We start from the raw sequence: 13068 nt of genomic DNA, 5'->3' as shown, positions 1-13068 counted from the left end.
TAGGCTCGCCCCCCGTGCTGGTGCTGCTGCCCCCGTCGGAGACCAAGGCGACCGGTGGCGACGGCGCGCCGCTGGAGCTGGAGCGCTTGTCGCACCCGGAGCTGAACCCGGTGCGCGACAAGCTGGTGGACGCCTTGGTCGAGCTGGCTTCGGACGTGCCCGCGGCGCTGGCCGCGCTGGGGCTGTCGCAGCGCCAGGCGGATGAGGTGGCGCGCAACGCGGAACTGCGCCGCTCGCCGACCACGCCCGCCCTGCACCGCTACACCGGGGTGCTCTACGACGCCTTGGACGTCGCGGGCATGACCGGGGCGGAGCGCTCCCGCGCGGCGGGCAGGCTGGCGGTGGCCTCGGCGCTGTTCGGCGTGGTGGGCGGCGCGGACCCGATTCCGGCCTACCGGCTGTCGGGTGGTTCCGCGCTGCCCTCCACGGGTCCGCTGGGTCCGTTGTGGCGGCCCGCGCTGGAGCCGGTGCTGGCTGGCGTGGACGACTTCGTGGTGGACCTGCGGTCGGGGCCTTACGCGTCGTTGGCGCGGGTTCCGCACGCCGTGGTGGTGCGCGTGGTGACCGAGGACGGCGCGGGCAGGCGCAAGGCGGTCAGCCACTTCAACAAGGCGCACAAGGGTTTGCTCGCCCGCGCCATCGCCCGGTCGCGCTCCGAGCCGGGGACCGTGCGCGGGCTGGTGCGGCTGGCCGCGGCGGCGGGGCTGCGGCTGGAGCCGGTCACCGCGACCGCCCTGGACCTCGTGGTCGCCTGAGGGTGGTCGCCTGAGGGCGGTTCACCTGAGGTGGTCAGGCCGAGCGGACCGAGAGCCTGGGCCGCCCGTCGCGCCGCGCCCCGGGGCGCTCGGCGACCGGGTGCAGTTCCGCGCGCACCCTGGGCAGGTCGCGGTCCTCGACGTCGCAGCTGCCCGCCAATCTCGTGCCGGGCCGGGTGTTCCTGCTGTGGTTGCGCTCCAAGCCGTAGACGACCAGTGCCACGACGGCCAGTGCCAGGAAGATCGCTGTCATGGCGCTAACTATGCGATCAGCAAGAAGCTGCCACCACTGGCAGAGAAGTCGTTGTTCGTCAAAATCCCGCCAGCTATCCTCGACCCGTGCTCACCTCCGCGGCCGTGGTGCTCGTCGACGGCGTCGCCCCCTTCGAGTTCGGCGTGGTCTGCGAGGTCTTCGGCATCGACCGCAGCGACGACGGCGTGCCCCGGCTGGACTTCCGGGTCTGCGCCGAGCGCCCCGGCGAACCGGTGCGCAGCGGCGTCGGCGCGGCGCTGATCGCCGACCACGGCCTGGACGGGCTGGTCGGCGCGGACCTGGTCGCCGTGCCCGCGTGCACCGTCCGCGACGAGTACCCGGAGGCGGTGCTGGCGGCCATCCGCGCGGCGCACGCGGCGGGCAGCACCGTGCTGTCGGTGTGCAGCGGCGCGTTCCTGCTCGGCGCGGCGGGCCTGCTCGACGGCAGGCGCTGCGCCACCCACTGGCGCTACGCCGACGCGCTGGCCGAGCGGTTCCCCGCCGCGCGGGTCGACCCGGACGTGCTGTTCGTCGACGACGGGGACGTGGTCACCAGCGCGGGCACCGCCGCGGGCATCGACGCCTGCCTGCACGTGGTCCGCCGCGAGCTGGGGTCCGCCGTCACCACCGCCATCGCCCGCCGCATGGTGGTGGCCCCGCAGCGCGAGGGCGGCCAGCGCCAGTTCGTCGAGCTGCCCGTGCCGGAAGCGGGCACGCTGCAGCCGCTGCTGGCCTGGCTGCTGGAGAACCTCGGCGTCGAGCACACCGTGGGCAGCCTCGCCGAGCGCGCCGCGATGTCCGAGCGCACCTTCGCCCGCCGCTTCGCCGCCGAGACCGGCACCACCCCGCACCGCTGGCTGACCACGCAGCGCGTGCTGCGCGCCCGGCAGCTGCTGGAGGAGACCCGGCTGGGCGTGGAGGACATCGCCCGCGAGTGCGGCTTCGGCACCGCAGCCCTGCTGCGGCACCACTTCAACGCCTTGGTGGGTATCGCGCCCAAGGATTACCGGCGTTCCTTCGCCCACCGCTGATTCCCCCTTTTGGGGTGGAATTTCCGAATTCGCGGAACGTCCGCGTGCCATCGCACCGACATGCGACATAGAACCGGTTGTGAACCGGTGTCCACAGCGCCCGCGGAGGCGCCCGAGTCGGTGAGGTTGGTTGCCGGGTGGTGCGCATGTCTGAACGGCACACGGGGGACGGCCGTCGGTTACCCGATTCCGACGCCAGGCTGCGTGATCTGCTGCTGGCCGAGGGCTGTTCGGGACCGGTGTGGCAGCGCTTCGCGACCGAGTTGGCCCGCTACGGCTACGCGGTGCTCATGGCGTGGCTGCGCTCGGAGGTGATCTTCACCAAGTGCGCGGAGAAGGGCTGCTGGCCCGGACCGCCGCCGCCGTACTGGGAGCACGACGACCGGGCGGCGCTGGCCGTGGACACGGTGGTCAAGGCCATCAGCGAGTTCCGCCGCAAGGCGCTGCTGGAGGGCGGGTGGAGCCCCGACGGCGGCACCAGCCTGAAGAGCTACTTCACCACCACGTGCGTCTACGCCTTCCCCAACCACTACCGCCGGTGGCGCAGGGAGTTCGACCGGCGGCAGGAGCTGGGCGCCCGCACCGTGCGCACCGAGGACGTGGCCGACCGCCCCGCGCCGGGGCCGGACCCGGCCGAGCTGGTGGTGCGCAGGCTGGAGGTCAGGCAGGGCCTGGCGGGCATCCCCGACGAGCGCACGCAGCGCGCGGTGGTGCTGCGGGAGGCGGGCTACAGCGTCGTGGAGATCGCGGAGCTGCTGGAGACCACCCCCGGTGCCGTCAAGGGGGCGCTGGAGCGCCTGCGGAAGTCCGGCGGCGGCAGGTCGACCGGCAGCGGAGGTAGCAATGTCTGAACCAATCGGCACGTCCGGCCACGACGTGGACGCCGTGGCCATCCTGATCGAGGAGTCGTCGTTGGGCACCGAAGCCGCGCGGGAGTTGCGCAAGCGGACCTCGGACGAGGTCGCCGCGGCCGTCATGGGTCGCGTGGAGATGCTCGACAGCGCGGCGGGGCACCGGCCCGGCCGCCCCGGCCGCTGGACGGCCGCGCCGGCGGCGGGCGCCCCGGCGGGCGCGGTGCTGGGCCAGCTGGCGCTGCGCGAGAACGCCGAGCCCGCCGCCGGGCCGTCCCCGTCGCCCTCCCCCGGTTCCTCCGGGTCCTCGTCGGGGTGGCCGCCGGACAGCCTGCTGGACCGGCTGACCGACCGCACCCGGCAGGAGCTGCTGCACCTGGGCACGGTGGTGCGCTACGGGGGCGACCGCGAGGTGATCGAGCAGGACGCCACCGACACGCACGCGCTGCTGCTGCTGGAGGGCGTGGTCAAGGTGCAGACCACCGACGAGACCGGCGACACCGCGCTGCTGGCCATCCGGTCCGCGGGCGACCTGGTCGGCGAGATGGCCGCGCTGGACCGCAAACCGCGCTCGGCGGCCGTGGTGACCTGCGGGGAGGTGGTGGCCAAGCTGATCCCCAGCGGGGAGCTGCTGGCGTTCCTGCACCGCCGCAACGAGGTGTTCGTCGAGCTGATCGCGATGGTCAACGACCGGCTGCGCTGGTCGATCCAGCGCAGGCGCGACTTCCTGTCGCACCCGGCGGCCGAGCGGGTGGCGCGGGTGCTGGCCGAGCTGGTGCAGACCTACGGCAGCCGGGAGCGGCACGGCTGGTCGCTGGGCATCCCGCTGACCAAGGTGGAGCTGGCCTCGATCGCGGGCATGAAGCCGAGGACCGCCGAGAAGGCGTTCAGCGACCTGCGCAAGGCCGGGGTCGTGGTCAGCCACCTGCGGCGCCAGGTGCTGGTGCCGGACCTGGCGGCGCTGCGGGAGTACGCCGGGTTGTGAAAGCGGTTGCCCGCGTGGTGGGAGCGCGGCATGCTGTTCGGCGACCGAGCCGACTTGAGGAGGTGCGCGATGACGATGACCGTCCTGGACGCGGCACCAGCCCGTCCGCTCGCTCCCACCGGCTGACCACCGCCGGTCCGCGCCGGTGGGGCGATCACCTTCTTCCGCAGGGAGCCCCGCAGTGCGCGAGCAGTACCCGAACCTGGAACCCGACTACGAATCCGACTACGACCACGCCGACGACCTGCGCTGGGCGGCCAAGCGCCGCGCGGGTCGCGGCGGCGCCGGACCGACCCGCCGGGGCAGGCTGACCGAGGAGGCCAGGCAGCGGCTGGCCAGGCAGCGCGAGGACGGCGTCGAGCCGCCCGCCGCCGCCGACCGCTGGTCGACCTGGGCCGAGGCCGAGCGCGGCCCGAAGCCGCACCCGTCCTGGCTGGTCACCGACCTGGCCGCGGTGGACCGCGAGCTGGGGGTGGTCAAGACCGGCAAGGAGGCCGACGTCTTCCTGGTGGAGCGGGCCACCCCCGAGCGGTCCTGCCTGCTGGCCGCCAAGCGCTACCGCGACAACGACCACCGGCTGTTCCACCGCGACGCGGGCTACCTGGAGGGCCGCCGGATGCGGCGCTCCCGCGAGATGCGCGCGATGAGCAACCGCAGCGCCTTCGGTCGCAACCTGATCGCCGAGCGGTGGGCGGTGGCCGAGTTCGCCGCGCTGACCAGGCTGTGGCAGCTGGGCGCGCCGGTGCCCTACCCGGTGCAGCGGGTGGGCACCGAGCTGCTGCTGGAGTTCATCGGCGCGGACGGGGTGGCCGCGCCGCGGCTGGCGCGCGCCCAGCCCGACCCCGACCAGCTGCTGGACCTGTGGCGGCAGCTGGTGGACGCGCTGGTCGTGCTGGCCTCGGCGGGCCTGGCGCACGGCGACCTGTCCGCCTACAACCTGCTGGTGCACGACGACAGGCTGGTGGTGATCGACCTGCCGCAGGTGGTGGACCTGGCGGCCAACCCGCGCGGGCCGGAGTTCCTGGCGCGGGACGTGCGCAACGTCGCGGGCTGGTTCGCCGCGCGCGGCCTGCAGCCGGAGCTGGCCGACCCCGAGGAGGTCACCGGGCTGCTGCTGGAGGTGGCCGGTCTGCGCTGAGCAGCGGCCAGACCAGGTCGAACACCTCGGCGGCCGGTCGGGCCCGGTCGGTGGCCAGCCAGTGGTAGACCAGCGGGCCGAACAGCAGGTCGCGCACGAGCTCCGGGTCCAGGTCGGCCCGGAGCTCGCCGCGCGCCACGCCGCGCCGCACCACCCGAGCGACCATGGCGTGCCGCTCGGCCAGGAAGTCCGCGACCGGACCGGAGGCGCGCCTGACCTCGGCGTGCACCGCGAGCACCACCCACGACAGGCCGTCGACCAGCGCTCGCGCCAGCGCCAGCAGGTCGTCGCGGGCGCTGCCGGTGTCCGGGTCGGACATCGGCGCCGCGGCGGTCAGCAGCACGTGCGCCACCAAGTGCAGCTTGTCCGGGTGCCGCCGGTACAGGGCGGGTCTGCTCACCCGCGCGCGGGCCGCCACGGCGTCCAGGGTCAGCGCGTCGAAGCCGACCTCGTCGAGCAGTTCCAGGGTCGCGTCGGCCAGCGCGCGGTCCACGCGGGCGCTGCGGGGTCGTCCGGCCACCCGAATACGATACAAGATGTAACGTATTGGCATGGTCAGCAAGAAGGTCACCTGGGGCCTGCTCGTCGCCTGGTTGGCGCACGACGCCGAAGAGTTCGCCACCACGTCCTGGTGGACCCGGCGCCAGGCCGGTGTCCCCACCGTCACGCCCGCCCGCTCGGCCGTCGCGATCGGCGTGGTGGGCGCGGTCATGGCCGCCGCGGCGGCGGACGGCGCACGCACCGGCGGCCGGTCGCGGTTCTTCCAGGCCGCGCTGACCGGCTTCGGGCTGCACTCGATCACCCACGTGGCGGGCAGCGTCGTCTTCCGCGGCTACACGCCCGGCGTGCTCACCGCCCCCACCGTCGTCGCGCCGTTCGCGCTGTGGGCGCGGCGGCGGCTGCGCCGCGCGGGCGTCGCGGCCCCGACCGACCCGAGGGCGCTGCTGTGGTTCCCCGTCGTGGTCGGCGCGGCGCACGCGATCGCGCACTTCACGACCCCTGTGCGCCAGAACACCACGCGGATTCGGCCCTCCCGGCCGTGATCGGCTAGACTGGATGGCGCACCGTCCGGTGGCGCCACCGAAGCGCCCCTCAGGTCACCCACGTGCGACCCGGTGCTCCCACCCACCATCGGCGCGAACGAGCGCCGGGCCCGTCCTCGCGATCGCGCCTGCCCAGCAGAGCAATCCCCGTGACGTGCCGTGTCCCGGAGGTTGTGCTTTGCCACCCTTGTCCGAAGGCCGTTCCGAGCGCCCGCAGTTCCGCAAGTCCCGCAGCAGGCGCCCTGGCCAGGGCAACACCCGCCGCCCGCTCACCGCGGAGGCGGTTCCCACCACCGTGCCCGACCACGTCGAGAGCACCGTCCCCGAGGGCCCGCTGCCCTCGTTCAGCGAGCTGGGCCTGTCCGAGGAGCTGGTGCGCGCGCTGACCTCGGCGGGCATCGCCGAGCCGTTCCCGATCCAGGCCGCCACCCTGCCCGACGCGCTGGCGGGCCGCGACGTGCTCGGCCGGGGCCAGACCGGCTCCGGCAAGACGCTGGCCTTCGGCCTGGCGCTGCTGTCCCGCCTGGCGGGCGAGCGGGCCAAGCCGCTCAAGCCGCGCGGCCTGGTGCTGGTGCCCACCCGCGAACTGGCCATGCAGGTCGAGGAGGCGCTCTCGCCCTTCGCCCGCGCGCTGGGCCTGTGGTGCCGCACGGTCGTCGGCGGCACGTCGTTCCCCCGCCAGATCGACGCGCTGCGCCGCGGCGTCGACCTGCTCATCGCCACCCCCGGCAGGCTGTCCGACCACGTCCGGCAGGGCACCGCCGACCTGTCCGAGGTCATGTTCACCGCGCTGGACGAGGCCGACCAGATGGCGGACATGGGCTTCATGCCGCAGGTCCGGGCCATCCTCGACCTGACCCCGCGCGACGGCCAGCGGCTGCTGTTCTCCGCGACGCTGGACGGCGACGTGGACAAGCTGGTCCGGCAGTACCTGCACGACCCGGTGGTCCACTCGGTCGCGCCGCCCACCGGCAGCGTGACCACCATGGAGCACCACCTGCTGTTCGTCTCCGCCGAGGACAAGCAGTCCGTGGTCACCGAGGTCGCCGCGCGCGAGGGCCGCACGATCATGTTCGTGCGCACCAAGCACCACGTGGACCGGCTGGCCAAGAAGCTGCGCTCGGTCGGCGTCCAGGCGGGCGCGCTGCACGGCGGCAAGGCGCAGAGCGCGCGGACCCGCGTGCTCGGCCAGTTCCGCGAGGGCACCACGCCGGTGCTGATCGCCACGGACGTGGCCGCGCGCGGCATCCACGTCGACGACGTGAGCCTGGTCGTGCACGTCGACCCGCCCGCCGACCCGAAGGACTACCTGCACCGGGCGGGCCGCACGGCGCGCGCGGGCCAGTCCGGCACGGTCGTCACCCTGGTCACCCACGACCAGCGGCGCGCGGTGCAGGGCCTGACCGCGCGGGCGGGCATCCGCCCGGCGTCGACCAAGGTCCGCCCCGGTGACGAGGACCTGATCCGCATCACCGGCGCCCGCGAGCCCAGCGGCATCCCGGTGGCCGAGCCCGAGGTCCCGGTCCGCGCCCGGCGCGGCGGCGGTGGCGGCGGTCCCCGGCGCAGCGGCGGCCAGTTCCGCGGCGGCCGGTTCGACCGCGACCGCGAGCGCGGCGGCGGCAGCGGCCGTCCCCGGCGGGTCGCGCAGCACTGACCCCGGCACGTGAAGCGCCCCTCCCCCGTGCGGGGAGGGGCGCTTCGCCGTTCGCGGGAGGGTGACGGGGGCCAGCCCCACCGCGCAACGGCCCGCCTGCTCCAGTGAGAACGCCGCCGGGAGCGCGCAGGCTCTCAGCCATGACCAAGACCTGGCACCGGCCGACGCTGTGGCTGGCGGTGGTGATGACCGCGCTGACCGCGGTGGCCCTGGGCGGCCTGCTGCTCGACGACCGCGTGCTCCAGGACTCGCCGGTGTGGCTCAAGCCCTTCAAGTTCGCCGTCTCGCTGGCGCTGTACTCGATCACGCTGTCCTGGCTGCTGTCCCTGCCCCACAAGGGGAAGCGCTGGACCTCCGGGCTGGCCACGACGATCGCGGTGATCATGCTCCTGGACGTGGGCCTGGTCGCGGCGCAGGCCGCGCGCGGCCAGTTCAGCCACTTCAACACCTCCGACGACCCGTTCACGCGGCTGGTGCAGGCCGCGTTCGCGACCACGATCCCGGTGATGTTCCTGGCCAACGTGGCGCTCGCGCTGATCATGGCGGGCCAGCGCTTGGGCGACCGGTCGCTGGCGCTGGCCGTGCGCGGCGGCCTCGGCCTGGCCGTGCTGGGCATGGCCTCGGGCTACCTGATGGTGTTCGCCAACCGCGGCAGGCGCAGCGCGGTGCCGGACGCGGCGGGCAACGTCGTGCAGCTGTCCGGCGGGCACACCGTGGGTGCCCCGGACGGTGGCGCGGGCCTGCCGGTGACCGCGTGGAGCACCACCGGGGGCGACCTGCGCATCCCGCACTTCGTCGGGATGCACGGCCTGCAGGTGGTGCTCCTGCTCGCCCTCGGCCTGACCGCGCTGGGCGTGGCCGAGCGCACCAGGGCGCGCCTGGTGCTGGTCGCCGTCGCCGGGTACACCGGGTTGTTCGGCCTGCTGACCTGGCAGGCGCTGCGCGGCGAGCCGCTGCTGCGGCCCGGCGCGGCGGTGCTGGCGGCGCTGGTGGTCCTGGCCGCCGCGACCGCCGCGGGCGTCGCGTGGGCGCTCAGGGACGCGGCGGCAGCTCCTGGGCCAGTCCGGCCACCGGTCCTACGACGATGATCGCCGGAGGACGGACCCCGTGCGCCACCACGTCCGCACCGAGCGAGTCCAAAGTGGACCGGACGACGCGCTGCGCGCGGGTGCTGCCCTCCTGGATCACCGAGACCGGGGTGTCGCCGGGGCGGCCCGCCCGCAGCGCGGCGGCGAACGCCCCGGCCCGCTCGACGCCCATCAGGATCACCACCGTGCCGCGCAGCCGGGCCAGCGCGTCCCAGTCCACCAGCGAGCGCTCGTCGTCGGGGGCCACGTGCCCGGACACCACGACCACCTCGTGCGCCACGCCCCGGTGCGTCACCGGCACGTCGGCCAGCGCGGGCACGCCGAAGGCGCTGGTCACCCCCGGCACCACCGAGACCGGCACGCCCGCCTCGGCGCAGGCGATCAGCTCCTCGAAGCCCCGGCCGAACACGTACGGGTCGCCGCCCTTGAGGCGCACCACGAACTTCCCGGCCTTGGCGTTGTCCACCAGCGCGGTGTTGATGAACTCCTGCGTGGCCGCGCGGCCGTACGGGATCTTGGCCGCGTCCACCACCTCGACGTGCGGCGGCAGCTCGTCCAGCAGCTCGCGCGGCGCCAGCCGGTCGGCCACCACCACGTCCGCCCGCGCCAGCAGCCTGCGCCCGCGCACGGTGATCAGGTCCGGGTCGCCGGGCCCGCCGCCGACCAGCGCCACCCCGGCGGGCTGGTCGTGGTGGTCGGCCAGCGAGCCGTCCCGCAGCGCCGCCAGCAGCCCGTCCCGCACGCCCGCCGACCGGCGGTGCTCGCCGCCCGCCAGCACGCCCAGCAGCAGCCCGTCGTGCTCGCCCACGGCGGGGGTCACCGCGGTGCCCTTCACCGCCACGTCCGCGCGCACGCAGAACACCCGGCGCCGCTCCGCGTCGGCCGCCACCGCCGCGTTGACCTCCGGGTCGGAGGTGCAGGCCAGCACGTACCAGGCGCCGTCGAGGTCGCCCTCGGCGTAGCGGCGCGGGTGCCACACCGCCTCACCGGCGTCGACCACGCCCTGGACCGCGGGCGTCACCTCGGGCGAGACGACCTCGACCCGCGCCCCCGCCGCGACCAGGCGCGGCAGCCGCCGCTGGGCGACCGTGCCGCCGCCGACGACGACCACGCGCTTCCCGGTCAGGTCCAGGCCCACGAGGTAGTGCTGTTCACCGTGCATGGGTAGAAGCATCCACACCGGGGGAGCCGGGTCCAAGCGGCGTGGTCCACATCACCGGCGACCGCCGTGCCCGCTGTCGCGCGGCGGGCACGGCGGCACCCGGCTCAGGAGCCGATCTGGGCGGTCAGCACGTCGTAGTAGGGCGCGATCCGGGCGTAGACGCCGGGGTAGTTCGCCAGCGCGCAGCCACGCCCCCACGAGGTGGCGCCGATGAGCTTGCCGCCCGCGACCATCGGGCCGCCCGAGTCGCCCTGGCAGGTGTCCACGCCGCCCTCCGGGCGACCGGCGCACACCATCGAGGTGTTGCGGTACTGCGCGTACGCGGTCCGGCAGGTGGTGTCGGAGGTCACCGGCACGGTGGCCTTGAGCAGGTAGCGGGACGTCGAGCAGCCCGAGCAGGTGGTGCCCCAGCCCAGCACCGTGGCCTGGGTGCCCTCCGCGTACAGGTCGGTGTCCTCGGGGGTGGCCAGCGGCAGGTAGTCGGAGGTGATCCCGGCGGTCAGGGTCAGCACCGCCACGTCGTAGCCCGCGGTGGCGGTGGTGTAGCCGGGGTGGACCCAGATGCGGCTGACCGCGGCCACGGTGCCCGCCGTGCTCTGCTTGTCCTCGCGGTTCCACACCACACGGGTGGAGGCGGCGGACCGGCCGGTGACGCAGTGCGCGGCGGTGACCACCTTGTCGGCCTTGACCAGGGTGCCGCCGCAGAACTGGCCGCCCGAGGTGGTGGCCAGGTAGACCACCCAGGGCGTCTCGGCGATGGTGGCGCGGGTGCCGCCGACGACGTAGGAGGAGACGTCGGCGGCGGAGGCGGGAGCGGTGGTCGTCAAACCGACCGCCGCGACGGCCGCCGTGAGAGCGATGGACTTCACCAGGCGACGCAGGGTTTTCGCCATAGCGCGGTTCCTCTCCGTGCAGGGGTGAATCCCCACAGCTACGACTCCGGCGCGACCGCGACAACCCCCATCAGGTTCGGCGAAGCGGTTTCACAGTTGACGGGCCACACCTGTCACGCGCACGACATCCGCGTGTACCGGACCTGCAACAACCGGCCCCGCGTCGGGCCCCACGAACGCCACCGCGGCCCCGGACTCGGCCAGCCCCACCGCGCCGTCGGCGCGCACGCGGGTGCCCGGCCGCAGCAGGTGCCGCACCTGGTCCACGCACTCGGCGGGACCGACCACGACCGAGGCCCGCCGCAGCTCGGCCTCCGCGCGCGGGGTGCGCTCGTCGGCCCGGCCCGACCCCAGGCCCACCAGCGCCAGCCGCCCGCGCGGCAGCACCCGCGCCGCGGCCACCGTGACGCCCGCGCCCTTGACCTTCTCCGCCGCGATCTCCACCCGGCCGCCGCCGGACAGCTCCGCCGCGCCGCGCAGCGCGGCGGCCTCGGCCACGCTCGGGATGCCGATGGCCAGCTCCACCGGGTTGGGCACCGGGATCACCGCCAGCTCCTCACCGGGGTAGCTCAGCAGCGGCGTGGTGGTCGAGCCGTGCCAGAAGCCCCAGTCCTCCAGGGCGTCGGCGATGCCCTGCTCGGCGACCTTGCGGTCCAGCGTGGCGAACGCGCGGATGGCCCGCAGGTCCAGCTTGCCCCGCGCGCCCAGCTGGTCCAGCGCGGAGGACACCGCCGAGGCCGCCACGCCCGTGCTCGACCCGACGCCGACCACCAGCGTGCGCGGCACCAGCCGCACCAGGCGCTCCGCCCGCTTGGCGGGCACCCGGTCGTCGATCAGCACGGTCCAGGCGCTCTCGTGCCCGTGCTCGACCACGTTGTCCGGCAGGGCGGGCAGCGGGAAGCCCAGCGGGTTGCTCAGCCGCACCGGCTCGCCCGCGCGCAGCGCGGCCCCGCACGCGGCCAGGTCGCCGTCCACCGCGGCGTCGAGCAGCTCGACCAGCTCGTCCAGCGGGGAGACCGCCGCGGCGGCGGTGACCACGGCGGTGGCGCCGAGCACGTCGGCGATCCGCTCGGCCAGCGCCTGCGCGCCGCCCAGCAGCGCGACGGCGAACCCGCCGTCCACGCACACCACGCCGGGGTCCGAGCGCTCGTCGCGCAGCAGCGGCGCGACCAGCCGCACCACGGACTCGGTGCCGGAGAAGAACACCGCGGCACCCAGCCGGGGCCACAGCCCGCGCAGCGCGGGCCCCACCGGCCCGTCCGCCACCACGGCGTCGGGGCCGAGGAACCCGGCCAGGTCGGCGGCGGCCCGGCGGCCCCGCTCGGTGCCCGCGAACAGACCGATCACGTCGTCTTCTCCCTGCGGTTCCCCGCTGTGTTCCGCGCTGTGTTCCCGGCTGTGCTCCGCGCTGTCAGCCCTGCCGGGTCGCCCAGAGCACGGTCACCGGGTCGACCGCGCGCAGCGCGCCCCCGTCCAGCCTGGCAGCCGAGAGCTGACTGCCCCGCACCAGGTACCCGGCTTCGGCCAGCGCGTCCCGCGCGGGCACCACCCGGTCCAGGTCGGCGGTGGCGACGACCACCCGCGCGGCGCCGACCCTGGCGCACGCCCGCACCACGTCGGGCCCGCCGCCGCCCGCGAACACCGCGTCCGGGCGCGGCAGGTCCGCCACCACGGCCGACAGCTCCGACTCCACCACGCGCACGTCCACGTCGTGCGCGGAGGCGTTGGCGATGATCCGCACGCACTGCACCGGGTCGCGCTCCACGGCGACCACCGCCGCGCCCAGCCGGGCGCACTCGACGCCGACCGCGCCCGGTCCCGCCGCCACGTCCCACACCAGCGTGCCGAGCCGGGGCTCGAGGCGGGCCAGCACCAGCGCGCGCACTTCCGCCGTGGCCACCATGCCGTCGCCGCGGTGCGCGAAGTCGTCGTCGGGCAGCGCCCAGCCGGTGCTCGCGCGCCCCCGGCCGCCCTCGGCCAGGCACAGCAGCGCGGTGGGGTCGACCCAGCGCCGCACCACCGCGTCCGCCGGGTCCACAGTGGACAGACCGGAGGCGTCGGCGACGACCAGGGTGCGCCGCCACCCGGCCAGGTCGCGGGCCAGCTCCGCCGGGTCCGCGCCGGAGACCACCACGGCGGGGCGGGCCCGGCAGGCGTTCACCGCGTGCCGCGACCCGACCGCCGCGGCGTCCACGACGGTCACCTCGTCCCACGA

At 75.2% G+C, this 13068-nt stretch carries 14 protein-coding genes; 8 read left to right on the top strand and 6 right to left on the bottom strand.

Going from position 1 to position 13068, the window contains the following annotated elements; translation table 11 throughout:
• Nucleotides 1–14: 14 nt before the first annotated feature.
• Nucleotides 15–755: a peroxide stress protein YaaA gene (gene yaaA, locus IEZ00_RS10270; protein WP_189222945.1), complete on the top strand. Its 741-nt coding sequence runs from the start codon at nucleotides 15–17 to the stop codon at nucleotides 753–755.
• 34 nt (nucleotides 756–789) lie between these two features.
• Here the strand turns inward: yaaA and IEZ00_RS10265 are convergent, their stop codons facing one another.
• Nucleotides 790–1008: a hypothetical protein gene (locus IEZ00_RS10265; protein ID WP_189222944.1), complete on the bottom strand. Its 219-nt coding sequence runs from the start codon at nucleotides 1006–1008 to the stop codon at nucleotides 790–792.
• A gap of 86 nt (nucleotides 1009–1094) precedes the next feature.
• Between IEZ00_RS10265 and IEZ00_RS10260 the strand changes: the two genes are divergently transcribed.
• From IEZ00_RS10260 to IEZ00_RS10245, 4 genes are all read left to right on the top strand, one after another.
• A complete protein-coding gene (locus IEZ00_RS10260; protein ID WP_189222943.1) occupies nucleotides 1095–2039 on the top strand; it encodes a helix-turn-helix domain-containing protein in 945 nt (314 codons plus the stop codon).
• A 146-nt stretch (nucleotides 2040–2185) separates the two neighbouring features.
• On the top strand, nucleotides 2186–2890 hold the full coding sequence (locus tag IEZ00_RS10255) for an RNA polymerase sigma factor (protein WP_189222942.1): 705 nt from the start codon (nucleotides 2186–2188) through the stop codon (nucleotides 2888–2890).
• Nucleotides 2883–3875 carry a Crp/Fnr family transcriptional regulator gene (locus IEZ00_RS10250; protein ID WP_229795381.1) on the top strand — a complete coding sequence of 331 codons (993 nt, stop codon included), beginning with the start codon at nucleotides 2883–2885 and terminating at the stop codon, nucleotides 3873–3875. The genes IEZ00_RS10255 and IEZ00_RS10250 overlap by 8 nt, the downstream gene beginning before the upstream one ends.
• 244 nt (nucleotides 3876–4119) lie before the next feature.
• Nucleotides 4120–5013 (top strand): serine protein kinase RIO, encoded by an 894-nt coding sequence (locus IEZ00_RS10245; RefSeq protein ID WP_229795495.1) that lies wholly within the window; start codon nucleotides 4120–4122, stop codon nucleotides 5011–5013.
• On the opposite strand, the gene IEZ00_RS10240 is transcribed toward IEZ00_RS10245, so the two are convergent.
• Entirely contained in the window at nucleotides 4976–5533 is a 558-nt protein-coding gene (locus IEZ00_RS10240; protein WP_229795380.1) for a TetR/AcrR family transcriptional regulator, read from the bottom strand. The genes IEZ00_RS10245 and IEZ00_RS10240 overlap by 38 nt on opposite strands.
• Before the next feature lie 31 nt (nucleotides 5534–5564).
• On the opposite strand from IEZ00_RS10240, the gene IEZ00_RS10235 reads away from it, so the two are divergent.
• The 3 genes from IEZ00_RS10235 (at nucleotide 5565) to IEZ00_RS10225 (ending at nucleotide 8798) form a co-directional block, all read left to right on the top strand.
• Entirely contained in the window at nucleotides 5565–6056 is a 492-nt protein-coding gene (locus IEZ00_RS10235) for an HXXEE domain-containing protein (protein ID WP_189222941.1), read from the top strand.
• A gap of 178 nt (nucleotides 6057–6234) precedes the next feature.
• A complete protein-coding gene (locus IEZ00_RS10230) occupies nucleotides 6235–7710 on the top strand; it encodes a DEAD/DEAH box helicase (protein WP_189222940.1) in 1476 nt (491 codons plus the stop codon).
• A gap of 140 nt (nucleotides 7711–7850) precedes the next feature.
• The gene (locus IEZ00_RS10225) at nucleotides 7851–8798 is read left to right on the top strand and encodes a hypothetical protein (protein ID WP_189222939.1); all 948 of its coding nucleotides are present in this window, start codon (nucleotides 7851–7853) and stop codon (nucleotides 8796–8798) included.
• Here IEZ00_RS10225 and cobA read toward each other — a convergent pair.
• The 4 genes from cobA to IEZ00_RS10205 all read right to left on the bottom strand — a co-directional run.
• Complete coding sequence (gene cobA / locus IEZ00_RS10220; RefSeq protein ID WP_189222938.1) at nucleotides 8743–9960, bottom strand: uroporphyrinogen-III C-methyltransferase; 1218 nt, start codon at nucleotides 9958–9960, stop codon at nucleotides 8743–8745. The genes IEZ00_RS10225 and cobA overlap by 56 nt on opposite strands.
• Nucleotides 9961–10064: 104 nt before the next feature.
• Nucleotides 10065–10853 (bottom strand): S1 family peptidase, encoded by a 789-nt coding sequence (locus IEZ00_RS10215; RefSeq protein ID WP_189222937.1) that lies wholly within the window; start codon nucleotides 10851–10853, stop codon nucleotides 10065–10067.
• Nucleotides 10854–10943: 90 nt separating this feature from the next.
• Complete coding sequence (locus tag IEZ00_RS37720; protein ID WP_189222936.1) at nucleotides 10944–12200, bottom strand: cobalamin biosynthesis protein; 1257 nt, start codon at nucleotides 12198–12200, stop codon at nucleotides 10944–10946.
• A 64-nt stretch (nucleotides 12201–12264) separates the two neighbouring features.
• Nucleotides 12265–13068 (bottom strand): bifunctional cobalt-precorrin-7 (C(5))-methyltransferase/cobalt-precorrin-6B (C(15))-methyltransferase (locus IEZ00_RS10205; RefSeq protein ID WP_189222935.1); only part of this gene is annotated, 804 nt, incomplete at its 5' end.

Origin of the sequence: Saccharothrix coeruleofusca (assembly GCF_014648515.1) — a bacterium.
Classification (GTDB): domain Bacteria; phylum Actinomycetota; class Actinomycetes; order Mycobacteriales; family Pseudonocardiaceae; genus Actinosynnema; species Actinosynnema coeruleofuscum.
The sequence above is the reverse complement of the archived record's forward strand: the minus strand, read 5'-3'. Positions and strand labels throughout refer to the sequence as shown.